This is a genomic window from Micromonospora sp. WMMD729 (assembly GCF_049315225.1).
Taxonomy (GTDB): Bacteria; Actinomycetota; Actinomycetes; order Mycobacteriales; family Micromonosporaceae; genus Micromonospora.
The window spans coordinates 924057-946830 of sequence record NZ_CP186059.1; the positions used below are offsets into that span (position 1 = coordinate 924057).

Below are 22774 nucleotides of genomic sequence, written 5' to 3' on the forward strand. Positions count from 1 at the left end.
GTGCGGTGGGTCCGCCGTACCGCTGCCGAGCTGCGGGAGGCCTGCCGTGCGTGTTGGTGAGCAGTCGACGGATCCCATCGACCAGGTGCTGGGTGAGGTGCCGGTGCCGGCGCCACTGACCCCCGAGGATGTCCGGCTCGCGGTCCGGGCGGTGGTCGTCCACACCGCCGAGGAATGGCCGACCGGGCCGCTGTGCCGTAACGACGGCGCGTCCTACCCGTGCCGCCTGCACCGCTGGGGGCGTCGGGTGCTGACGGAGCACGGTCTCAACGAGCGGCAGATCGAGGCGCTGATCCGGCACGGCAACCCGTTCGTGCACGTGCCCTTCCCGTTCACCGCGACCGGGCCGTCGTCCGCGCGCCCCGCCGGCGCCCGACCGGCCACCACCCCCGGTTATCCGGCGCCGGCGCCCGGCCGGGCCGGGCTGCCCGGGCGACACCAGGCCGCGCGGGCCACCCCCACCGGGGTACGACCCGCGCCGGCCGGCCGACCGGTGAGCCCCGGTGTCACCGCGCCGCGCTGGCCCCGGGCGAGCTGAGCGGCGTCACCCCACGGCCCGCTCTGCCCGGGGCGACACGACGTCGGCCCGACGCGGAGGTTTCCCCACCCGCGTCGGGCCGACGTCACGCCCACCGGCCGGTTCAGTCGTTGCCGGCGCCGATCCCGCAGTCCGGAGCGGACCAGCTCGTCGTGTTCGAGCTGCGGTCGCTGTTGTTCTCGCGGCGCGAGTCGACGTGCACGTGGTCGTCGTGGTCGGGGTAGCCCGGCCCGTAGATCCCGCTGAAGCCGCGGTTGCGGGCGTCCCGGGCCACCGTGCACAGCGACGACGTCCGTGAGGTGACATCGGCCGCGTTGCCGTACAGGTGCTGGCTGTCCGACGCCCCGCCCACCTGGTTGTTGCAGGCCCGGCTACGGAAACCGCTGGTCACGTTCAGCGGCTTGTCGCCGAGGCTCTTGCGCAACGCCTCCAACTTCCACATGGTGCGCAGCGCGTTCTGCTTGGTCTGCGCCGCCGACAGTGGGCCGCCGCTCCAGCCGCTGCCGCCGCACCCGTTGTCCAGCTCGGTGTAGCTGAAGTGTGCGGGCGTGCAGTCGTTGTCCTGGAGTTGGTACAGCTTGGCGTACGTCTGCGGGCCGGCGACGCCGTCGGCGCGCAGCCCGTACGCCTGCTGGAACCGCTTCACCGCGGCGGCGGTCTTCGGTCCGTAGCGGCCGTCGTTCTCCACGATGTCCCGGTAGCCGGCCCAGCCGGCGACCCGGATCTGCAACTGACGGACGTCGTCGCCCGAGCGCCCCTGGTAGAGGTTGCGGTTCCAGGTGTAGCAGCCGTCCGCGTACGCTGCCGGCGCGGCGACCACCGACGCGATCGCTGCCCCGGGCAAGGCCAGGGCAAAAGCGACAGCAACTCGCTTCAAGGTGTTTACGCGCACAGAAGTCCTCCCGATAGGAGAGCGATTGGGGTGGCTTTGGGACATCGACCGGGACGTCCCGCGATTTCCACCATCGCACTGATCAGTGCGCTTGGCGGCAATAACGAGAATTGTCCTCACGATTCGCCCTGTTCCTGGGCACCGCCTGTGAATTCGGCTGATTTGCGAAACAGCCATTTCCCCCGATCGGCCCGAGAGCGCGGGAACCGCACCGAACGTCGCATTCGGCAGCACCCAGGGTGATGTTGCTCGCCGCAGGAGGGCCGGTAACGTCAGCCCCGGGCGGCGGACTGGCGGAGGTGCGGGTGGCACGCGGTGGCGTCTTCTGTGTCGAGGGTCAGTGGCACCGTGACCTCAACGAACGCGGCTCCGTGCTGCCCACCCTCGAACTGCTGGAGCGGCTCGGCAAGATCCGCTTCATCCACAAGGACGCGGCCACCCGTGACGAGTTGTTCTACTTCCTGGACCGCTGGCTGCTGAAGCAGTACGCCGACCACCGCGTCGGCTTCTTCGCCATGCACGGCGAGCCGAGCCGGCTCTGCCTCACCGACTGGCAGTCGGTGGAGTTGAACGAGGTGGCCGAGTTGATGGCCGGCCGCTGCGAGGGGCGGCGTCTCTATTTCGGCAGCTGCTCGGTGCTGCGCGCGTCGGACGCGGTGCTGCGCGAGTTCCTGGAGGTCACCGGAGCGGCCCTGATCTGCGGTTTCACCCGGGACGTGGACTGGGTCGAATCGGCCGCCTTCGAAACCGTCCTGCTCGACGTGCTGGCCAACGGGCAGCGGCACAACGCCGCCGAACTGCGGATGGGCTCGGCGCACTGGGCGCCACTGGCCGCGTACCTCGGCTTCCGGGTGATCTATGCGAACGGTCGGGCGTGGCGGCCGGCCGGCCGGCCCCGCGTGCCCGCCCAGGCGGTGCACCGCGCCGCCGCCGACCCCCGGTGATCGACCCCCACCGCCCGCGGACCCGCAGCCGGCCTGGTAGGAACGAGTGATGGCGCGCAGCATCGCGAAGAACACCCGGGTCGACCGGGACACCCTGCTCGACTTCCTCCGGCCGCGACACCGTGTCGTGCTGATGACCACCCGGGCCGACGGCCGGCCGCAGTCGTCCCCGGTCTCCGCCGGCATCGACGGCGAGGGCCGGCTGGTGGTGTCCACGTACCCCGAGCGGGCGAAGGTGACGAACATCCGCCGCGATCCCCGGGTCTCGGCGTGCGTGCTCTCCGACGACTGGAACGGCCCCTGGGTGCAGCTCGACGGCACCGCCGAGGTGCTGGACCTGCCCGAGGCGCTGGAGCCGCTGGTCGAGTACTTCCGGAGCATCTCCGGCGAGCACCCGGACTGGGACGACTACCGGGCGGCGATGGTGCGCCAGGGTAAGTCGCTGATCCGGGTCACCATCGACGCCTGGGGTCCGATCGCCACCGGCGGCTTCCCGGCCCGCCTCGCCGACTGACCTCGCACTCCGCTCAGCCCGCCCGCCCGCCCGCCCCCGCCAGGCAGGTGCGCTGTCGAGCTGCCCCAGGGTGTCGGGCGGGCGATGGTGGTGGGTTCGGGGTGTGGGGGTGGCGTCCTGTCGAGCTGCCCCGGATGTGGGGCGGGCGATGGTGGTGGGTTCGGGGTGTGGGGGTGGCGTCCTGTCGAGCTGCCCCGGATGTGGGGCGGGCGACGACCGTGCCGTGCGATCCGCCCGAATGCGGGCGGACGCGAGTGCCGGTGCGCATGCCGGTGCCGGTACGGATGCGGCGAGTGCCGGTGCGGATGCCGGTGCCGGTGCGGATGCGGCGAGTGCCGGTGCGGATGCCGGTGCCGGTGCGGATGCGGCGAGTGCCGGTGCGGATGCCGGTGCCGGTGCGGATGCGGCGAGTGCCGGTGCACGGGTGCTGTGCTGTTGTCCACGAAAGTCCTCTCTGGCCTCGCCGCGTCTGCCCCATATTTGGAGCAGCTCGACAGGGGCTGAGGGGTAGGTCTGTCCGACCGCCGACCGCCGACCGCCGACCGCCGACCGCCGACCGCCGACCGCCGACCGCCGACCGCCGACCGCCGACCGCCGACCGCCGACCGCCCCGCCGGTCAGTAGGCGGCGGTGAAGCGGGTGTTGACGTACCGGGGCTGCTCGATCTCGTCGACGATCGCGACCGCCAGATCCTCGTAGGTGAGCACCGACCGGCCCTGGTCGTCGGTGACCGGCTCGTCGGTGCCCGTGCGGTAGTGCCCCGTGCGGTCGCCGGGGTGGAACTCCAACGGCGGAGGCGAGACGTACGTCCAGCGCACCCCGTCTGCGGAGCTGCGGTAGTAGTCCAGCGCGTCGGCCTGGCCGAGCGCGGAGTCCCGGTACTGCTCGGGGAAGTCCGGCTCGTCGAGGAAGCGGGTGCCGCGTGGGGTGAGCAGGGTGGACCCGCCCCCCAGGTGAATGATCCGGGGCGCGGCCGGCAGGGACCGCAGGGTGGTCACCAGGGTCTCGGCGGCCGAGCGCCAGAGCCCGCGCTCGCCGCCACCGATGGCCACCACCAGCGCGTCCGCGTCCGGTGCCAACTCCCGGACGCTGCGTTCGCTGGTGGCGTCGCCGGTGACCGTGCGCACCCCGTCCGGCAGGTACGAGGTCGCCTCCGGCCGACGGACCGCGGCGATCACCCGGTGCCCCCGGTCGGCGGCCTCGGCGACGACCCGCGACCCGGCGGTGCCGCCCGCGCCAAAAACGACGATGGTGCTCACCAGCCCAGGCTAGGGACCGGGCTCCTCGCCCGTCGGTCAAACGGCGATCCCGGTCAGTCGACCAGGGCGGCGTAGACGAGTTGGCGCAGCTGAGAGCGGAGTGGGTAGGTGCTCGACGGCAGGAGCTGGGTGAACAGCAGCGCGGTGATCTCCTCGGTCGGGTCCACCCAGAAGGCGGTGCTGGCCACCCCGCCCCAGTAGTACTCGCCGACGCTGCTCGGCACCCGGCTCGGGATCGGGTCCTCGACGACCGCGAAGCCGAGGCCGAAGCCGACCCCGTCCAGGGTGCTCTCGGCGAAGCCGCCGGTGGACAGGCTGCCCAGGTCCTGCCCGCCGGGCAGGTGGTTGCGGGCCATGAAACGGACCGTGCGCGTTCCGAGCAGACGTACGCCGTCCAACTCGCCACCGCGCAGCAGCAGCTGGGTGAAGCGGTGGTAGTCGGCGGCGCTGGAGATCAGCCCACCGCCGCCGGAGAGCAGACCGGGCTTGTGGTGCGCGAGGGCGCCGAGGCGGTCGTAGCGCACGGCCTGCCCGCTGCGCGGGTCCGGCGCGTACAGCGCGGCCAGCCGCTCGGCCTCGTCGCCCTCGACCCACCAGCGGGTGTCCGTCATGCCCAGCGGGGTGAAGATCTTCTCGGCGAAGAAGGCGTCGAGGCTCTGCCCGGACACCACCTCGACCAGCCGACCGAGCACGTCCGTGGCGACCGAGTAACCCCAGGCCGAGCCGGGCTGGAACAGCAGCGGCAGTTCGCCGAAGGCCGCGCAGGCGGTGGCCAGGTCGACGTCCGCGGGCGGGTACAGGTCGTAGCCGGCGGCCCGGTAGAGCCCGTCGACCACCGACGTCTGCATGAAGCCGTACGTCAGGCCGGCCGTGTGGGTGAGCAGGTGCCAGACCCGGATCGGCTCGGTCGCCGGCACCGTGTACGGCTTGAGCGTCGAGCCCTTCGAGTAGACCCGCATGTCGGCGAACTCGGGCAGCCAGCGGCTGATCTCGTCGGTCAGCTCGAAGCGGCCCTCCTCCCACAGCATCATCGCCGCGACCGAGGTGACCGGCTTGGTCATCGAGTAGATGCGCCAGAGGGTGTCCGCCTCGACCGGCGCACCCGACTCCCGGTCCCGCAGGCCGTACGTCGAGGAGTGCGCCACCTCGCCGCGGCGGGTGACCACCACCTGCCAGCCGGCGAGTCGGCCGGCGTCGACGTACCTGCCGAAGTGTTCGTCGATCCGGGCCAGCCGCGCCGGGTCGAAGCCGATCTCGTCGGGGTCCTTGCTACGCGCCACACTCACGCCGCCGAAACTACTCGCCGGTACGCCGCCACCGGAAGGGGGCGGCTCCCCGGTGGTGTCGGTCGCCGGCACTAACCTGGCCGAATGCCGGAGTCGACCGAGGACGTGACCTTCCGCGACGAGGACTGGTACGGCGAGGAACTGGCCGACCGTCACTTCGTGGCCTGCGAGTTCTTCGACGTCGACCTGACCGAGGCGGTCACCCGGGGCGCGGTCTTCACCGGCTGCACGTTCGGCAACGTGCGGTTCAACGCGTCCCGGCACCTCGACTCGGCGTTCACCCGCTGTGTCTTCACCCGCTGCAACTTCTTCGAGGCCGAGTTCACCGGCTGCAAGCTGGTGGGCAGCACCTTCGTCCAGTGCGAGCTGCGCCCGTTGCGCGTCGACGGCGGCGACTGGTCGTTCGTCGCGCTGCCCGGCGCGGACCTGCGCGCCGTCCGGCTGACCGACGTGCGGATGCGCGAGGCCGACCTGACCGGCGTCAACCTCACCGGAGCCACCGTGACCGGCGTCGACCTCTCCGGAGCGCAGCTCCAGCGCTGCCGCCTCGGCGGCGCCGACCTGCGGCGCAGTGATCTCACCGCGCTGGACCCGACCTCGGTCGAGCGCGCCGGTGCGCTCGTGGACGCCGAGCAGGCGCTCGTCATCGCACAGGCGCTCGGCTTCCGGATCGGCTGACTCCCGGTCGGCCAACCGCTGTCCCATACCGTCCCGATCCGGACTGGACACGCCATGCTGTCCCGATTTAGCGTGTCGACCACGCCGGTGCAATCGTGAACGACCCACAGTGGACGGTCGATCCGTCACGTGCGGTGGCGGTCGGGCGGCAACGTGGAGGAGTCGGTGGCGGACGAGGACCGTACGCGGGATGGTTCGCTGGCCGGAGACGAGCCGGCAGCTCGACCGGCGTCGCACCGGCCGCGATCCGTGGCCGGCCTGAACCACCGGGCGCTGCGCCGGCTCGCCCGCTCCCGCCGGCGGCGGCTCTGGGCGCTGGAAGGAGTCGGCGCGGTCGTCTGTCTGGTGGTGCTCGTTGCGTACCTCGGCACCCGGTCCGGCCCGGATTCGGGTGACGGGACGATCGGCGGCTCGGGTGGCGTGCCCGCCGGCGCCGCCCGCCCGACCGGCCTGCCGGGCGCGGACGGACGGACCAGCGAGGCCGGCCCGGCGCTGCCGGGTCTACGGCCCCGGCAGCGGCCGCCCTCGCCCGAACCGACCCCGTCGACGAGTCCGCCCGCCGCCGAGACGGCGAAGCCGTCCGCGCCGCTGCTGTCGGTGACCCGCGCCGAGGTACCCGCCGAGGTCGACCTGACCGCCGTGGGCACCCGGGACTGGATGCACTGGGGGCTGCGTGGCGGCAACTCGACGGTCCGCAAGAGCGCCGGCTCCGGGGAGATCGTCGACGGGGGCGGCAAGGGCCGCCGGATCGGCTGGGACGGCAACCAGGAGGTCGTCCGCTGGTCCGACGGCGCGCCCGACCGGTGGGACCGGGGCAGCTCCGACGGGGTCTACACCTGCGGCGTGGGCAACGGGTTCAGCCTGACGGTCGCCGGCAGCGGGGCGCCGCGCACCGTCCAGGTCTACGCCGGTATCTGGATGGCGCGGGGTCGGCTCGACGTGCGGTTGTCCTCCGGCGGGCCGGTCAGCACCCTGCGCCTGGAGGATCCGTACACCAGCCAGAGCGCCCAGTTCGTCATCCGGTTCGCGGCACCGAAGGACGCCCGGCTGGTGGTGACCTGGACCGTCGAGAAGGTCTTCACCGAGCACTGCGGCAACGTCGGCCTCCAGGCTGTCGCGCTGCGCTGAGCGGGACAGTTTGTCCGTCGCCCTGCGCCGCCGGCGACGTAACTTTCTGCTGTCCCCGTCCACCTTCCACTGTGGAGGCAGCGCAGATGAGCAGCGGTACCGCCGTTTCCCCCGGCGTCGACGAGCCGGAGGTGCTCCGCGACATTCCCCTGCCGCCGTACGTGACGGGCGAGGACGCCCAGTTCGCGGTCCGCGCGGTGGTGGTACACGCGCCCCGGCGCTGGTCCGGTGGGGTGGTCTGCCGCAACGACGCCAGCCCGCACCCGTGCCGGCTGCACCGCTGGGGTACCCGGGTGCTGACGCTCCGCGGGCTGCACGCCGCCGAGATCGCCGCGCTCATCGAACGCGGCGACCCGGCGGCGGTGCCACCCACACCGAAGCGTCCGGCCTGACCGGGTCCCGTTGTCAGCAGGTGATCGGCTTGACCCAGGAACACTCGACGCCCTCCGGCGTACGCGGAGCCTGCGGCACCTCGGGCGCGGCGACCCGCGCCGTGCTCGCGCCGTCCCCGTGGTGCCCGGCCAGCGTCACCGCGATCTGGTCCTCCAACGCCTTGACCGACGCCGTCAGGTAGTTGTTGAGCAGGATGGAGAACGCCAGCAGGTGGCCGTCCGCGCTGGTGACGTAGCCGGACAGCCCCGATACGCCGGTCAGGCTGCCGGTCTTGGCGTGGACGTTGCCCGCCGCCGGGGTACCGGCCATCCGGCTGCGTAGCGTGCCACCGACGAACCGCTCCGGTTGCCCCGCGATGGGCAGTGCCGCGTACCAGGTGGCGAACCAGGGTTGGGCGCGTACAGCGGTCAGCAGGTCGACGAACTCCGCCGCCGGCACCAGGTTGCGGCGGGACAGGCCCGACCCGTCGCGTTGGCGCAACGTTCCGGTGTCCATGCCGGTGTCGGCGACGTACTCGCTGATGGCGGTGAGACCGGCGGACCAGGTGCCGGTGCCGGAGAGCACCCGGCCGATCTCCTTGGTCAGGACCTCGGCGTGCCCGTTGTTGGAGAGCTTCAGGAACGGCGTCATCAGCTCGCCCAGGCTCATCGATTCGTGGCTGGCCACCGGGTGGGCCGTCGTCGGGGTGGGCTGACCGAGCACGGTCCGGCCGAGCACCCGTACGCCGTGCCGGTGCAGCGCCGCCCGGAACACCTCGGCGGCGAGGCCGGTGGGCTCCCAGACGGTCACCCAGTCGCTGGCGGGCTCGTCGCCGACGGCGATCTGTCCGGTCACCACGATCGTGTTGCTGCCGTGCTCGCGCTCGATGGAGATCGAGGTCTCGCCCGCGCTGACCGTCTCGGCGCGGTTGTCGACGCGGAGGTAGCCGGTGGGCGGCGTGGTGGTGACCACCGGCGGGACACCGGCCCGGTCGGCCGGCGTGGCGTGCACGATCACGGTGCCCGCGTCGTAGTCGGTGTCCGGGGCGACGGTCAGCGCGGAGACCTGTGCGGCGTAGTAGTAGGGCTCGTCGTCCCACGTCCAGTCGGGGCCCAGCCGGGTGCGGTCGTAGCGGGTGTCGTCAGCGACCAGGTTGCCGGTGACGACCCGGACGCCGGTTGTGGCGACCTGCGCGGCGAGCGCGTCGTAGTCGGCCGCGAGCATGGTCGGATCGCCGCCGCCGCGCAGGTAGAGACTGCCGGCGAGCAGCCCGGCGCGGCGCGAACCGGTGCTCTGCACGTCGGTGCGGAAGTGGTGGCCGGGACCGAGCAGTCCCAGGGCGGCGGTCGAGGTCAGCAACTTGGTGTTGGAAGCCGGGACGAGCCGCCGTTCGCCGTTGCGGTCGTAGAGGGTCGCCCCGGTGCTGGTGTCGACGACGACCACCGACGTCTGTGCGCCGGCGAGCCGACTGTCGGCGAGGATCGCGTCGATGGTGGCGCGCAGCCGGGTGGTCGCGGGGGTGGGCGACTCGGCGGTGGCGCCGGACGCGCCGACGGTGGCCACGGTGGCGACCAACGCGAGCAGCGCGACGGCGCGTGGAAAGAGACGACGATGCATGCGCCGATGCTGCCATGAAGGTAATCGCCAGAAAAGAGGCGCGGACGAAGGTTATTGCCCTTCGCGATGTCCCGGTCGGCCGAGCGCCCGCTCGTGGCCGCCCCAATAGTGCCGTTGCCCGCCCATCACCAGCGGCGCCACCAACGCGGCGAGTGCCCCGCCGAGCAGTGGGAAGACGATGAACACCCAGAGTTGGCGCAGCGCCGTCCCGCCCTCGAAGACGGCCGGACCGAAGGCACGGGCCGGGTTGACCGCCGCGCCGGTCAGCGTCAGGCCGACGAGTTGGGTGGTGGCCAGGGCCAGGCCGATCGCCACGCCGGCGATGCCGGGGTTCTCGCTGCGGCTGGTGACGACGAGGACGACCAGGACGAACAGGAAGGTCAGCACGATCTCCAGCACGGCCGCGCCACCCCGGTTGATGTGCGCGCCGTACCCGTTCGAGCCCAGCGCCCCGGTCTGGTCCACGACGTCACCCCAGCGGGTCAGCGCCCAGAGCAGGAACCCGGCCACCGTCGCCCCGGCGAACTGCGCGATCCAGTAGGCGACAGCGCCGAGCACCGAGATCTTTCCGGAGAGCAGGACGCCGAGCGTCACCGCCGGGTTGACGTGACTGCCGGAGAGCGGGCCGATCGTGTAGACGAGCGCCAGCAGGACGAAACCGAAGGCCAACGCGACGACCACCACGCCGCCCTGGACCCGCGCGGCGACGGCGGCGCCCACGCCGAAGAAGACCAGCAGCAGCGTGCCGAGGAATTCGGCGGCGGCACGACGGGCGTCATCCATCATTTACTCAGCGTAAGGATAGTTCCGCTCGTTGGTGGGCAAATGAGGGCCGTGACCAGGGCTGGAGCGGGTGCTGGACTGATCCCGCTCTATTTGACGGATCGCGCGGCGGCGGGCACCGTGGGCAGGGAAGGGGCCCGTCAGCTGCCCCGATTCGATGCGACGGCGATGACCGTCCGTTCCCTCCCGTCGCCTCCCACGCGTGCTCGTACGCGGGCCGATCTCCCGGTCTGCGCGACAACCGACCGCGAGCCGAGAAACCACGAGGAGTTCCACCGATGCTCACCATGACCGACAACGCCGTGCTCGTCATCCGTGACCTCGCCAACCAGCAGGACGTGGCCCAGGACGGCGGAGTGCGGATCGCCGCCGACACCGACGCCGGATCGCTCACCGTCGAACTGGTGCCCGAGCCGGAGCAGGGCGACCAGGTCGTCGACAACCAGGGGGCGCGGATCTTCCTCGACCCGGACGCCGCCGAGCTGCTCGGTGACGCCTCGGTGGACGCCACCGTCGACGACGAGGGCATCATCCAGTTCGGCTTCACCGAGAAGCAGTAGGGGTCCTCACCGGGGCGATCGACCCCGCTGCGGCGGTCCCGGCCGGGCGTCCCACCCCGACCGGTCGGGGTCGTCGGGTCGCAGCAGTGCGGCGAGCACGTGCGCCAGATGGTGCGACGTGCTCCACGCCGTCCAGTTCGCGGCAGACCCGGCCCCGGCCCCTCGGCGGGCACGGCGCAGCAACTCGTGGTCCCCCCAGGACAACGCCGCCCCGACGCTCGAGAAGTGCGGCGCCGCCACCAGCGTCCGGCACAGGTCGGCGAAGCGGTCGTCGCCCCGGCCGCCCCGGCGCGACCAGCGGTAGACCCACCAGCCGTCGTCGGCGGTGTACCGCACCGTGGGTAGCCGGTCACCGGGGTCGCCGGAGTCGGGCAGCGCCGAGCCGACGCCGTAGTCGCCGTAGTCGACCCCGACGTCGGCCAGTCGCTGCCAGAGCTGCCAGTCCCAGCGTTCCAGCCGTACCGGCTCGTCGGTGGGTAGCCGGGACAGCGTCGGCGGCATACCGCCCGCCGCCACCGTCGCCGACCGCCACGCGTGGCGACGGGCCCAGTCCAGCAGCCGCCGCACCCGGGGTTCCGCCACCCGCACGTCCGCCGGGCAGCAGACGTCACCCGCGTCCACCAGCAGATGGCACTCCTCCGGCGCGAGGCCGGTGTACCGCCAGATCCGCTCGACAGCGGTCGTGTCCGCGTCCGGGCCCGCCCGGTCGTGCGCGGTCCGCACCCGGACCAGCGCCCGCCGGCCGTACGCCCGGGTCGCCGCGCCGTGCGCGACGAGCCGCCGCTCGCTCTCCGCGAGGCCGATGACGGGCATCAGCGGTACGCCCCACCGGACCAGCTCCGTGTCGATCGAGTCGGGCAGGGCGGTCACGTCGATGGCCGGCAGCAGGCCGACCGGTAGTCGGCGCAGACCGTCCCTCGTGGACCGGTCGACGGTGTCGACCTCCAGGATCGGCGCGACGAGCGGGGCGGCCGCGGGATCGAGGTGGGTCAGGGCTTCCAGCTCGCCGCGTCGGCGGCTGGCGAGGATGGGGCGGTAGACCGGCGCCACTGCCCGGCCCCCGTGGGCGGGCACCATACTTCAATCTAGTCAGGCATTCGCATGCCTCCCCACTTTCTGGTACCGAAAATCTGCTGTCCGGCTGTCGGTTCGGCGACTACGCTCGCCCGATGTCCGCGTCCCCGTACCGTTACCGCTCCACCGACGAGGACAGCGCCCGCTGGGTCGGCTTTCCGTTCCGTGCGGGCGACATCGTGATCAGCACCCGTTCCAAGAGCGGCACCACCTGGATGCAGATGATCTGCGCGCTGCTGGTGCTGGGGACTCCCGAGCTGCCGGCGTCGCTGTCCGAGTTGTCGCCCTGGCTGGACTGGCTGGGTGAGCCGCGGGACGTGGTGTACGAGCGGTTGGCCGCGCAGCCGCACCGCCGGTTCATCAAGACGCACACCCCGCTGGACGGGGTACCGCTCGATCCCCGCGCGCACTACGTGGTGGTGGCGCGGCATCCACTGGACATGGCCGTCTCCCTCTACCACCAGGCGGGCAACCTCGACCGGGCCCGGGTCGCGGAGCTGACCGGCCAGCCGGCGCCGGCGGGGCCGCCGCGCGTCCGTCCGGCGCTCGGGCGGTGGCTGCCGAGCTGGGTCGACCACGAGGTGGACCCGCGCGCCGAGTTGGACTCGCTGCCCGGCGTGTTCTGGCACCTGCGGGACGCCTGGGACCGCCGGCACGAACCGAACGTCACGCTGGTGCACTACGACGATCTCCGGGCCGACCTGGGCGCGCAGATGCGACTGCTGGCCGACCGCTGGGGTGTCGAGGTGCCCGCCGGGCGGTGGCCCGCGTTGGTCGAGGCGGCCACGTTCGACCGGATGCGGGAGCGCGCCGACCAGCTCGCCCCGGACACCCTCGGGGTGTTGCGGGACCGCCGGGCGTTCTTCCGGCGCGGCGGCTCGGGGCAGGGCCGTGACCTGCTGGACGCGGCCGCCCTGGAGCGCTACGAGCAGCGGGCGCGGACGCTGGCCCCGCCGGACCTGCTCGCCTGGCTGCACCGCGACGCCTGAGGCGGACGGGAGAACGAGCGCGCGGCGCCGCTCCGACCGGTGGTCGCAACGTCGCCGCGCTCTGGCCGTCTCCCACCATCGCAGCCGTTCGGCGGTACGCCAGTGGGGACCTGGCTCGACCGGCCGTCCGCGCCGGTCAGCGTTGTCGATCCCCGGTCGGAGCGGACTCAAACCTGCCGAGCGTGGGGAATTCCACCATCTGCCAGTCCCGGCGTGACGCGGGACCGAACGGGGTATGAGCGGGCCATGGAGCATTTCACGATCGCGACCGTTGCCGAGAAGAGCCCCGACTTCCGGCGGGTGCTGTGGACCGGCGAGCACACGCAGTTGGTGATCATGACGATTCCGCCGGGCGGTGAGATCGGCGAGGAGGTGCACGAGGGCATCGACCAGATCCTGACCTTCGTCAGCGGAACGGGCGAGGCCCGGGTCGCCGGTGCGAAGCGCGAGGTCGTCGCGGGTGACCTGGTCGTCGTGCCGTCCGGCACGAAGCACAACTTCGTCAACACCGGCCCGAACCCGCTGGTGCTCTACACCGTCTACGGCCCGCCCGAGCACGCCGACCAGGCGGTGCACCACACCAAGGAGGAGGCCGACCGGGCCGAGGAGGCCGGCGAGGACGAGCCGCCGACCGCGTGACGCCGGTGGCCTGATCCGGGCCGATCCGGGTACGCGCGGTGGGTGACACAGCCGCCGATCTCCGACTACGGGTTCCTCTCGGACTCCCGTTCCGGAGCGCTGGTCGGCATCGACGGTTCGATCGACTGGTGGTGTCCGCACCGGTTCGACGGCGCTTCGGTCTTCGGCCGGCTGCTCGACCCGGACGGCGGACACTTCCGGTTGGCGCCGGTCGGTGCCGGCGGCCCGGGGTACCGGGTCGAGCGCGCGTACCGTCCGGACACGCTCATCCTGCGCACCGTGCACCACACGCCGCACGGCAGCGTGGCGGTGACGGACGCGCTCGCCGCCGAGATGGGCGCCCGGGCGCACGAGCTGGGCGTGAACTCGCCCGCCGTGCTCGTCCGAGTGGTCGAGGGCCTGTCCGGGCGGGTACGGATGGCGCTGGACTTCGCCCCGCGCCCCGAGTACGGGCTGGTCACGCCCTACCTGCACGAGCGGCCCGGCGGCGCGGTGCTGGCCAACGCCGGCCCGGTGGTGCTGGTGCTGCGTGCCGCCGGCCTGCCGCTGCGGGCGGGCCGCGACCGGGTGACCCACGAGTTCGAGGTCGCCGCCGGCCAGGTGGTCGGGATCGATGTGGCGTTCGGGCAGGTGTACGGGAAACCGCCGGTCGAACTGGACCCACTGACCGCCCTCGCCAACACGACCCGTACCTGGGAGGCGTTCCGGGAGACGCACCGGTACACGGGCCGGTACCCCGAACTGGTCCGGCACAGCGCGACGGTGCTGGCCGGTCTGACCTATGCCCGCAGCGGGGCGGTGGCGGCGGCGTTGACCAGTTCGTTGCCCGAACAGATCGGCGGCGACCGCAACTACGACTACCGCTACTCCTGGTTGCGGGACTTCTCGTTGACGATGCGTGCCCTCTGGGTGGCCGCCTGCCCGGACGAGACGTCCCGGCTGTTCGCCTGGGCGGCCCGTTCGATCGGCCAGTTCGGCGACGAGCCGGTGCCGGTGCTCTTCGGGTTGGAGGGCGAACGGGACCTCTCCGAGCACCACTGCACCCACCTGCGCGGGTACCGCGACAGTCGACCGGTGCGGGTCGGCAACGACGCCTGGAAGCAGCGCCAGCTCGACGTGCCGGGTGAGGTGCTGTCGGCGGTGTGGCGGTTGCGCGACTACCTCGGCACGGAGTTCGAGTCGGAACTGCGGGAGATGGTGCTCGGGCTGACCGAGCAGGTGGCGGCGACCTGGCATCTGCCGGACCGGGGGATCTGGGAGACCCGGGAGGAGGAGCGACACTACCTCTCCTCGAAGGTCTCCTGCTGGTTGGCCATGGATCGGGCGGTGGGGCTCGCCGACCGGCTCGGTGAGCGGGCAGACCCGCGTCGCTGGGCCGTCGTGCGGGACGAGATCCGCGAGGCGGTGCTGCGCGACGGCTGGAACGATCGGATCGGCGCGTTCACCGGCTCGTTCGGCTCGGCGGAGTTGGACGCCTCGGTGCTCGCCCTGCCGGTGGCGCACTTCCTGCCGGCGACCGACCCGCGGATGCGCTCGACCATCGCGATGGTGGAGCGGGAGCTGGGTACGGAGGACGGGCTGGTCCGGCGTTGGACGAGTGACCCGGCCGGGTTCCTGCTGTGCTCGTTCTGGCTGGTGGAGTGCCTGGTGATGGCGGGTGAGCCGCGGCGCGCCGAGGAGCTGTTCGAGCGCGTGGTGGGCCACGCCAACGACGTGGGCCTGTTCAGCGAGCAGATCGACCTGAGCACCGGGGCGCAGCTCGGCAACATGCCGCAGGCGCTGTCCCACATCGGGCTGATCAATGCCGCCTGGCGGCTCACCGAGCCGAACAGCTTCTGATCCGGGCCGCCGAAATCCTGCAACAGACCTGCAAGCGCCAGGCATTGACGCTGCCGCATGCACGGTCCTAGCCTCGGAGGGACGGGAAAGCCCTTTCCCAGGGCTTTCGTCCCGCTTCACCCCGCTGTCGGATCCGGGCGTCCGACGCGGCACACCGATTCCCGCTCTCCCGCCAGCGCGCCGTGCCGGCACGTCCCCGCGCGGCCGGACACCGGGATCGCCACCACGCGCGTCAAGGAGGACAACCGTGCACAGGAGACGACGACCACTGGTGCTCGCGGTCTGCGCCGGCGTGACCGTGGCGGCCCTCGCCGCCACCATGACCTCGGCCTTCGCGGCCACCATCTTCACCGACACCTTCAGCGACGGCGACACCTCCGGCTGGTCCAAGTCCGGCGGCACCTGGGCGGTCGACGGCGCCGGAGTGTTGCAGCAGTCCAACGCCGGCAGCGAGCTGGCCCGGCAGTTCGCCGGTGACACCGGGTGGACCAACTACTCGGTGCAGGCCCGGGTCCGGCCGGCGAGCTTCGGCTCGTCCAGCGCCCTGGTCGGGCTCGCCGCCCGGTCCACCAGCAGCACCAGGATGTACCGGCTGGCCCTGCTCGGCTCCGGACGGGCCGAACTCCAGGCCGTCAACGGCAGCAGCGTCACCGCGCTCGGCTCGGCCTCGCTCGGCGTCACGACCGGCACCTGGTACACCCTGCGCGTCGAGGTCAGCGGCAGCACCATCCGCGGCTACGTCAACGGCACCCAGATCGCCTCCGGCAGCAGCAGCCTTGCCGCCGCCGGGCGGATCGGCCTGGTCACCGCGTACGCCAGCGGCGGCTTCGACGACGTGGTGGTCGACTCGTCCGGTGGCGGCACCCCGACCACACCGCCGGCCACCACGGCGGCGCCGACCACCCCGCCGCCGACCACCCCGCCGCCCTCCGGGTGGCCGACCCCGACCAGCAGCCAGAAGGTGGACGCGACGATCCCGGTCTCCGGCACCTTCGACGGCGGGCTGAGGCGCTACTACGGCATCGGCGACGGCGGGCAGAGCGAGAGTCAGGACCCGATGTTCGAGCTGGCCGCCGGCGCCACCCTGCGCAACGTGATCATCGGCGCGCCGGCCGGTGACGGCGTGCACTGCGAGGGGAACTGCACCCTGGTCAACGTCTGGTGGGAGGACGTCGGCGAGGACGCGGCCACCTTCCGGGGTGGCACCACGTACACCGTCGACGGCGGCGGCGCGCGGTCGGCCAGCGACAAGGTCTTCCAGCACAACGGCGCGGGCACCGTCTACATCAGGAACTTCCGGGTGGAGAACGCCGGCAAGCTCTACCGGGCCTGCGGCAACTGCTCCACGTCGTACCAGCGGCACGTGGTGATCGACAACGTGGTCGTCCGGGACACCGACACGATCGCCGGCATCAACACCAACTGGGGCGACACCGCCCGCTTCAGCCGCGTCACCATCGTCGGCGACCCGGACCGGGAGACCTCGATCTGCGTCAAGTACAAGGGCGTACCGAAGGGCAGCGAACCGACCAAGATCGGCGAAGGGGCCGACGGCATCAACTGCCTCTACACGCCGTCCGACATCACCTACCAGTAGGGCACGGCACGCCGGCATCCCGCGCCGCGCGGGATGCCGGCTCAACCCAGCACGGGTACGCCGGAGACGTCGATCGTCTCCGGATACTTCAGTCCCGCGCCGGTGTTGAGCACCACCACCCGTTCGCCGGCCCGGATCCAGCCACCGGCGCGCAGGTGGCGTGCCGCGGTCAGGCAGGCCGCGCCCTCCGGGCAGAGCAGCAGCCCTTCCCGGGCCGCGAAGTCCCGCAGGTCGGTCAGGATCTCGGCGTCGTCGACGGCGACGGCGGTGCCGGCGGACGCCCGCAGCGCCGCCAGGATCAGCTCGTCACCCAGCGGCGCCGGCACGGTGATGCCGAACGCCACCGTGTGCGCGTCCTCCCACGGGCGGGCCCGATCCTCACCCGCGGCGAAGGCCCGCACGATGGGCGCGCAGCCGGTCGACTGCACCGCCACCAGCCGGGGCAGTTTGTCGCCGACCCAGCCCAGCTCGCGCATCTCGTGCAGCGCCTTGTGGATGCCGATCAGGCCGACCCCGCCACCCGTCGGATAGACGATCACGTCGGGCACCTGCCAGCCGAGCTGCTCGACGATCTCGTACCCCATCGTCTTCTTGCCCTCGAGCCGGTAGGGCTCGCGCAGCGTGCCGGCGTCGAAGATCGCCCCGTCCGACTCGGCGACCAACTCGGCCACCCGCCGGCCGGCGTCGCTGATCAGTCCGTCGACCAGGCGCAGGTCGGCGCCGGCGGCCACGCACTCCCGCCGGCAGATGGTCGGCGCCGCCAGCGGCATGACGATGGTGGCGCCCATGCCGGCACGCGCCGCGTACGTCGCCCAGGCCGACCCGGCGTTGCCGTTGGTGGGCATCGCGATCCGCTTGACACCCAGCTCGCGGGCTCGGCTCACGCCGACCGCCGCGCCACGGGCCTTGAACGAGCCGGTCGGGATCAGCCCCTCGTCCTTGACCATCAGGTCCGCGATGCCGATCTCGGCGCCGTAGTTCGGAGCGCGCAGCAGCGGCGTCCAGCCCTCGCCGAGGGTGATGACGTGCCGGGGGTCGGTGACGGGCAGCAGCTCCCGGTACCGCCACAGGTCGGCCGGGCGCAGCGGGAAACGCTCCGGGGTGACCGCCTTCGCGACCGCCGGCAGGTCGTAGCGGGCCAGCAGGGGCGAGCCGCAGTCGCAGAGGTTCTGCACCTCGTCGGCGGCGTACTCCAGGCCGCAGCGCGGGCAGTCCAGGTGGGTCAGGTACACGTCGCTCCTCGCCGTCAGGCCGCGTCGATACTCCACCAGCGCCGACTGCGTGTGCCCGGCTCGTAGACCGAGTCGAGTCGCTTTGCGACCACACCGGGCAGCCCCTGCTCCCGCCCGGTGCGCAGGGCCTCGTCGCCGGCACCGGAGAACCACGGCGGAGTCTGCCAGTGCGTACCGGCCAACGCCAGCCCATCGAGCAGTTCCCGGCGTTGCGCGTACGGGACGTCGACGCTGCTCACGCCCTCCAACCAGAGCAGGTCGACGAGGAGGAACTGCGCGCCGGCCGGCACCCGACCGCCGCTGGTCGGGCGGGCCGGGCGCACCCGGCCCGAGCCGTCGACGCGGACCAGCACGCCGTCGAGCACCGCCTCGGTGGGCGCCAGCGCCTCGGCCATCGCCCGCAGCCACGGGTACCCGCCGGTGATCTCCTCGTCGGTCGCGGAGAGCAGCCGCAACCGCCCGCCGGAGACGTACGCCATCGCGCGAACGCCGTCCCAGCGCAGCTCGTACCCCCATTCGGCGGCGTCGCGCGGCAGCCTGGCGGCGGGCGTGGCGTGCATCGGGCGGACCAGCTCGGGCATCGGCGTCCAGCCCGGCGGCGCGGGATCGGTACGGCGGATCATCCAGTCCCGGCCGCCGGTGGCGAACAGCGCGTACCGGCCCTCGGTGCGCTCGCCGAAGAGCGTCACGACGACCTCGTCGTCGCGCCACTTCTCGCGGCGGTACGTGCCCCGGTCGTGGATGACCATCCGGCCGCCGCCGTACTCGCCGGCCGGGATCTCGCCGGCGAAGTCGAGGTACTCCATCGGGTGGTCCTCGGTGTGCACGGCGAGGTGGTTGCGGCCCGGGTCGCGGGGCAGGCCGCGCGGCACCGCCCAGGACGCGAGCACTCCCTCGTGTTCCAACCGCAGGTCCCAGTGCAGGCTGCGGGCGTGGTGCTGCTGGATGACGAAGCGGGCGGTGTCGCCGTCGCCGTCGGCCGGTCGGGGCGTCGCCGGCGGCACGGGCTCCGGCGTGCGGGCCGCGTCGCGCTTTCGCCGGTACTCCCGGAGCCGGTCGGTCACCTCCGCATTCTCCGCCACACCGGTGGGCCGCGCCGGCAGCCGGAGTGTCCGGTTCGCTCGGCGTCGGGGCGCGTGGCGGGGTAGAACGGATCACATGGATCTCAGCGACCAGCCCACCGCACTGCTTCCGGGTGACGTGCGGATGCCCCTGCTCGGCTTCGGCACCTGGCAGGCCACCGGCCAGGCGGGCTACGACGCCGTACTGGCCGCGCTCGACACCGGTTACCGCCACCTCGACACCGCCACCGTCTACGGCAACGAGCGCGAGGTGGGCCGGGCGGTCCGCGAGAGCGGGCTGCGCCGGGAGGACGTCTTCATCACCACCAAGCTTCCGGCGAACCGGGTGGGTCAGGAGCGCGCCACGCTGGAGGCCAGCCTGGAGGCGCTCGGCGTCGACCAGATCGACCTCTGGCTGATCCACTGGCCGCCGTCGTCGCCGACGGACAGCATCCCGCTCTGGCGGGAGCTGATCGCCGCACGGGACGAGAACCTCACCCGGGCGATCGGCGTGAGCAACTACAGCACCGCGCAGATCGACGAGCTGATCCAGTCGACCGAGGAGAACCCGGCGGTCAACCAGATCGAGTGGAGCCCGGCGCTGTACGACCGGCAGCGGCACGCCGAGCACCGGGACCGGGGCGTGGTGCTGGAGGGGTACAGCCCGTTCAAGACCAGCGACCTCAGCGATCCGGTGCTGGTACGGATCGCCGCCGCGCACGGTGTCTCCCCGGCGCAGGTGGTGCTGCGCTGGCACATCGACCACGAGATCGTCGCGATTCCGAAGTCAGTCACGCCGGAGCGGATCAGCGCGAACTTCGACGTCTTCCACTTCTCGCTGACGGCGGAGGAGATGCGCGACATCGACGCTCTCGGCGACGCCTGAGGCGGCATATTTCTTCAAGCTCGGGCTGCGTGGTGAAGGGTATCGACATCGATGTGTGTGACGGTATAGCGTGCCGTCATCACGTCCGTCGATCCGTCTCCCACCCGCCTTCGCTGGAGGATCGCCATGGCCCGACCACCGTCCATCCATCTGCGCCGCCGTGGGGTGCTCGGCATCCCCGCCCTGGTGGCGGCCGCCCTGACCGTCGTTGTCCGGCCCGCCCCGGCGAGCGCTGCGCCGAAGGAGCCCGAGTGCCTCGCCGACCTGCTCGGCGGGTCCTGATGGCCACCATTCCCTGGCTCGTGGACGTGCTGCGCGGCGCCGGGGTGCAGGTCGTCGTCGAGGGCGACTGGCTCAATCGGATGCGACCCGGCTCCTTCGACCCGATCGGGGTGCTCTGGCACCACACCGCCTCGACCTCCAGCGCCAGCAACCCGCACCCCGCGCTGGGCATCTGCATCAACGGGCGCTCCGACCTGGCCGGTCCGCTCTGCCAGGCGCTCGTCGACTACAACGGCGTCTTCCACGTCATCTCCGCCGGCCGCTGCAACCACGCCGGGGTCAGCGGTGGCAGCGGGCCCATCCCCGCGGGGGACGGCAACACCCTGATGATCGGGTGGGAGATCGACTACAACGGCGTCGACCAGCAGATGACGACCGCGCAGTACAACGCGTCGATCGCCGCCACGGCCGCCGTGCTCACCCGGCTGGGCCGGGACAGCAGCTACGCGCGCGGGCACCGGGAGACCAGCACCACCGGCAAGATCGACCCGTCCTTCATCGACCTGAACGTGATGCGGGCCGACGTCGCCGCGAAGATGGCCGGCGGCAGCACCGCCTGGTCGTCCATTGTGGACAACATGACCTCCGGGCGCTTCACCGCCAGCGCCAACTGGGGTGTGTCGACGTTCTCCACCCAGCGGTACGGCGCCGACTACCGCTACGCCGATCCCGTCGCGGCCAGCGACCCGGCCTGGTACCGGTTCAACGTCCCGGCGACCGGCACCTACCGGGTGGAGGCGTGGTGGCCGACGAACAGCGGCTACAACAGCGCCACTCCGTACATCGTCGCCACCACCACCGGCAACCGGACCGTCTACGTCGACCAGCGTGCGACCGGTGGGCAGTGGCGCGTCCTCGGCACGTTCACCGTGCCAGCCGGGGACGCCAACCGGGTGGCGGTGAGCCGCTGGAGCAACGCGACAGGTCTGGTCATCGCCGACGCCGTACGCCTCACCCGCGTCTGACCCGGCGTGACGGGTCCCGCCCCGGCTTGATCGACTCGACCTCCCGGACGTCGGGGTGTCCCTCGTGCGAGGATGCCCCGACGTCAAGGATCCCGAGTGGATCATCACCCCGAGTCACGCACGGGGAGGTGCGTTTGCCGGTGCCGAGCCCGTCGGTGCCCGCACGATCGAGCCACGAGCCGTGCACCTCGCTGACCCGGACGCTGCCACCCGAGCGCGTGTAGGACGCCTGCCAGTCCCGGATGGTCTCGTACGCGCCATGGTCGAGGTAGTCCAGGTGCAGTTCGACTGAGACGTGCTGCCCCGGAGGCAGGGCGGCCAGTCGGCGGGTCAGGCGTCCGCAGGCGACGAAGGCGAGGGTTCCGGTGATCGACACGAGCCAGGCGCCGGGATTCGGGTCGGAGACGTGGATCTCGCAGCGGGCCAGTCGCCACAACATGAACAGCGCCGCCGTCGCCATGCCCAGCCCGACCCCGATCAGCAGGTCCGTCGCGGCCACGCCGACCGCGGTGACCACGTAGACGGGCAGCTCCCGGTGCCGGGCGTATGTGCGGATCTGGGCGAGGCTCACCAGCCGCAGGCCGACCACCACGAGGACGGCGGCGAGCGCGGCCATCGGGATCATCTCCAACAGTACGGCGCCGGCCATCACGAACCCGGCGATCCAGACGCCGTGCAGGATGGTCGACGCGCGGGTGCGTGCTCCGGCGGCGACGTTTGCCGAGCTGCGCACGATGACGCCGGTGACCGGGAGGCCGCCGAGCGTTCCGGAGACGGCGTTCGCGGCGCCCTGGGCGATGAGCTCCCGATCGAGGTTCGCACGTGGGCCGTCGTGCATGCGGTCGACAGCCACCGCCGAGAGAAGAGATTCCACGCTCGCCACCAGAGCGATGGTGACGACTGCCGGGAAAACCTCCCACGCCGGCGAGTCGGGCCAGCGGGGGAAGGTGAGCGCACTCAGGGGGTTGGCGGGCAGGTTCACCCGCTCCACGTCAGCGTCGAGGACCGTCGCGACCACGGTGGCGACCACCACCGCCACCAGGGTCGCCGGCAGCATGGTGGTCTTGACCAGACGTGACCAGACCAGCAGCAGCGCGATGGTCAGCAGGCCGAGCAGCACGGACACGCCGTGGTGGTCGGCGACCTGGCCGGGTAGGTCGCGCAGGTTCGCCCAGGCGGAGCTCTGCGGCGCGCCGCCGAGCGCGACGTGCACCTGGCTCAGCGCGATGACCAGGCCGATGCCGGCGAGCATCCCGTGTACGACCGTCGGCGACAGCGCGAGCGCGGCCCGCCCGAGTCGGGTGATGCCGAGCACGATCTGCAGCAGTCCGGCGACGGTCACGATGGCGGCGGTGCCGGCGAAGCCGAACTCGGCGATGGTGCCCGCGACGATCACGGTGAGCCCAGCCGCCGGTCCGCTGACCTGGAGCGGCGCGCCGCTGAGCGTGCCGGCGACCATCCCGCCCACGACGGCGGCGATCAGTCCGGCCAGCAGCGGTGCTCCGGAGGCGGCGGCGATGCCCAGGGACAGCGGGATGGCGATCAGGAAGACCACGATTGACGAGGGGATATCGTGCCGAAATGATGCTAAAGCCGACATCTTTGGAAAGATACTGAGATAATATTAATGCATAGTTAA

23 protein-coding genes are annotated in these 22774 nt (G+C 72.1%); 14 read left to right on the forward strand and 9 right to left on the reverse strand.

All coding sequences use genetic code 11. The annotated features are described in order from the left end of the window. Positions 1-46: 46 nt before the first annotated feature. Positions 47-538 (forward strand): hypothetical protein, encoded by a 492-nt coding sequence (locus ACN263_RS04315; RefSeq protein WP_422738523.1) that lies wholly within the window; start codon positions 47-49, stop codon positions 536-538. A 103-nt stretch (positions 539-641) separates the two neighbouring features. On the opposite strand, the gene ACN263_RS04320 is transcribed toward ACN263_RS04315, so the two are convergent. Next, complete coding sequence (locus ACN263_RS04320; protein WP_422738524.1) at positions 642-1430, reverse strand: D-Ala-D-Ala carboxypeptidase family metallohydrolase; 789 nt, start codon at positions 1428-1430, stop codon at positions 642-644. A gap of 305 nt (positions 1431-1735) precedes the next feature. On the opposite strand from ACN263_RS04320, the gene ACN263_RS04325 reads away from it, so the two are divergent. Together ACN263_RS04325 and ACN263_RS04330 are read left to right on the forward strand one after the other, a co-directional pair. After that, positions 1736-2374 (forward strand): DUF6642 family protein, encoded by a 639-nt coding sequence (locus ACN263_RS04325; protein WP_422738525.1) that lies wholly within the window; start codon positions 1736-1738, stop codon positions 2372-2374. A 49-nt stretch (positions 2375-2423) separates the two neighbouring features. Then, positions 2424-2888: a PPOX class F420-dependent oxidoreductase gene (locus ACN263_RS04330; protein ID WP_422738526.1), complete on the forward strand. Its 465-nt coding sequence runs from the start codon at positions 2424-2426 to the stop codon at positions 2886-2888. Positions 2889-3505: 617 nt separating this feature from the next. On the opposite strand, the gene ACN263_RS04335 is transcribed toward ACN263_RS04330, so the two are convergent. Together ACN263_RS04335 and ACN263_RS04340 are read right to left on the reverse strand one after the other, a co-directional pair. After that, a complete protein-coding gene (locus ACN263_RS04335) occupies positions 3506-4147 on the reverse strand; it encodes an NAD(P)-dependent oxidoreductase (protein WP_422738527.1) in 642 nt (213 codons plus the stop codon). A gap of 53 nt (positions 4148-4200) precedes the next feature. Further along, a complete protein-coding gene (locus ACN263_RS04340) occupies positions 4201-5433 on the reverse strand; it encodes a serine hydrolase domain-containing protein (RefSeq protein ID WP_422738528.1) in 1233 nt (410 codons plus the stop codon). Positions 5434-5517: 84 nt separating this feature from the next. Here ACN263_RS04340 and ACN263_RS04345 point away from each other — a divergent pair, with 84 nt between their 5' ends. The 3 genes from ACN263_RS04345 (at position 5518) to ACN263_RS04355 (ending at position 7631) form a co-directional block, all read left to right on the forward strand. Then, complete coding sequence (locus ACN263_RS04345) at positions 5518-6111, forward strand: pentapeptide repeat-containing protein (protein WP_422738529.1); 594 nt, start codon at positions 5518-5520, stop codon at positions 6109-6111. Between the two features lie 165 nt (positions 6112-6276). Beyond that, positions 6277-7239 (forward strand): hypothetical protein, encoded by a 963-nt coding sequence (locus ACN263_RS04350; protein ID WP_422738530.1) that lies wholly within the window; start codon positions 6277-6279, stop codon positions 7237-7239. An 86-nt stretch (positions 7240-7325) separates the two neighbouring features. Further along, positions 7326-7631, forward strand: a complete 306-nt coding sequence (locus ACN263_RS04355; RefSeq protein ID WP_422738531.1) for a hypothetical protein — start codon at positions 7326-7328, stop codon at positions 7629-7631. A gap of 13 nt (positions 7632-7644) precedes the next feature. Here ACN263_RS04355 and dacB read toward each other — a convergent pair whose 3' ends face one another. Both dacB and ACN263_RS04365 read right to left on the reverse strand, forming a co-directional pair. Continuing rightward, entirely contained in the window at positions 7645-9228 is a 1584-nt protein-coding gene (dacB, locus tag ACN263_RS04360; protein WP_422738532.1) for a D-alanyl-D-alanine carboxypeptidase/D-alanyl-D-alanine endopeptidase, read from the reverse strand. 51 nt (positions 9229-9279) lie between these two features. Further along, the gene (locus ACN263_RS04365; RefSeq protein ID WP_422738534.1) at positions 9280-10014 is read right to left on the reverse strand and encodes an MIP/aquaporin family protein; all 735 of its coding nucleotides are present in this window, start codon (positions 10012-10014) and stop codon (positions 9280-9282) included. Positions 10015-10289: 275 nt separating this feature from the next. Between ACN263_RS04365 and ACN263_RS04370 the strand changes: the two genes are divergently transcribed. Further along, complete coding sequence (locus tag ACN263_RS04370; protein ID WP_355051907.1) at positions 10290-10571, forward strand: adhesin; 282 nt, start codon at positions 10290-10292, stop codon at positions 10569-10571. Positions 10572-10577: 6 nt separating this feature from the next. Here the strand turns inward: ACN263_RS04370 and ACN263_RS04375 are convergent, their stop codons facing one another. Then, positions 10578-11648 carry a beta family protein gene (locus tag ACN263_RS04375; RefSeq protein ID WP_422738536.1) on the reverse strand — a complete coding sequence of 357 codons (1071 nt, stop codon included), beginning with the start codon at positions 11646-11648 and terminating at the stop codon, positions 10578-10580. A gap of 92 nt (positions 11649-11740) precedes the next feature. Here ACN263_RS04375 and ACN263_RS04380 point away from each other — a divergent pair, with 92 nt between their 5' ends. From ACN263_RS04380 to ACN263_RS04395, 4 genes are all read left to right on the forward strand, one after another. Further along, complete coding sequence (locus ACN263_RS04380; RefSeq protein WP_422738537.1) at positions 11741-12634, forward strand: sulfotransferase domain-containing protein; 894 nt, start codon at positions 11741-11743, stop codon at positions 12632-12634. Positions 12635-12880: 246 nt separating this feature from the next. Beyond that, positions 12881-13273 carry a cupin domain-containing protein gene (locus ACN263_RS04385; RefSeq protein ID WP_422738538.1) on the forward strand — a complete coding sequence of 131 codons (393 nt, stop codon included), beginning with the start codon at positions 12881-12883 and terminating at the stop codon, positions 13271-13273. A 42-nt stretch (positions 13274-13315) separates the two neighbouring features. Further along, positions 13316-15112 (forward strand): glycoside hydrolase family 15 protein, encoded by a 1797-nt coding sequence (locus tag ACN263_RS04390; RefSeq protein ID WP_422738539.1) that lies wholly within the window; start codon positions 13316-13318, stop codon positions 15110-15112. A 247-nt stretch (positions 15113-15359) separates the two neighbouring features. Beyond that, positions 15360-16709 (forward strand): pectate lyase, encoded by a 1350-nt coding sequence (locus tag ACN263_RS04395; RefSeq protein ID WP_422738540.1) that lies wholly within the window; start codon positions 15360-15362, stop codon positions 16707-16709. A 41-nt stretch (positions 16710-16750) separates the two neighbouring features. Here ACN263_RS04395 and ACN263_RS04400 read toward each other — a convergent pair whose 3' ends face one another. Together ACN263_RS04400 and ACN263_RS04405 are read right to left on the reverse strand one after the other, a co-directional pair. Further along, a complete protein-coding gene (locus ACN263_RS04400) occupies positions 16751-17941 on the reverse strand; it encodes a threonine synthase (RefSeq protein ID WP_422738542.1) in 1191 nt (396 codons plus the stop codon). A 14-nt stretch (positions 17942-17955) separates the two neighbouring features. Continuing rightward, a complete protein-coding gene (locus ACN263_RS04405; RefSeq protein WP_422738543.1) occupies positions 17956-19005 on the reverse strand; it encodes a DNA polymerase ligase N-terminal domain-containing protein in 1050 nt (349 codons plus the stop codon). A 94-nt stretch (positions 19006-19099) separates the two neighbouring features. On the opposite strand from ACN263_RS04405, the gene ACN263_RS04410 reads away from it, so the two are divergent. From ACN263_RS04410 to ACN263_RS04420, 3 genes are all read left to right on the forward strand, one after another. Continuing rightward, complete coding sequence (locus ACN263_RS04410; protein WP_422738544.1) at positions 19100-19888, forward strand: aldo/keto reductase; 789 nt, start codon at positions 19100-19102, stop codon at positions 19886-19888. Between the two features lie 126 nt (positions 19889-20014). Further along, positions 20015-20170, forward strand: coding sequence for a hypothetical protein (locus ACN263_RS04415; RefSeq protein WP_422738545.1), 156 nt, complete (start codon positions 20015-20017; stop codon positions 20168-20170). Continuing rightward, positions 20140-21135, forward strand: coding sequence for an N-acetylmuramoyl-L-alanine amidase (locus tag ACN263_RS04420; protein ID WP_422738546.1), 996 nt, complete (start codon positions 20140-20142; stop codon positions 21133-21135). Before ACN263_RS04415 ends, ACN263_RS04420 begins: the two co-directional genes overlap by 31 nt. Here the strand turns inward: ACN263_RS04420 and ACN263_RS04425 are convergent. Then, the gene (locus ACN263_RS04425) at positions 21122-22735 is read right to left on the reverse strand and encodes a SulP family inorganic anion transporter (RefSeq protein WP_422738547.1); all 1614 of its coding nucleotides are present in this window, start codon (positions 22733-22735) and stop codon (positions 21122-21124) included. The two genes, ACN263_RS04420 and ACN263_RS04425, sit on opposite strands and share 14 nt — an antisense overlap. Positions 22736-22774 lie beyond the last annotated feature (39 nt).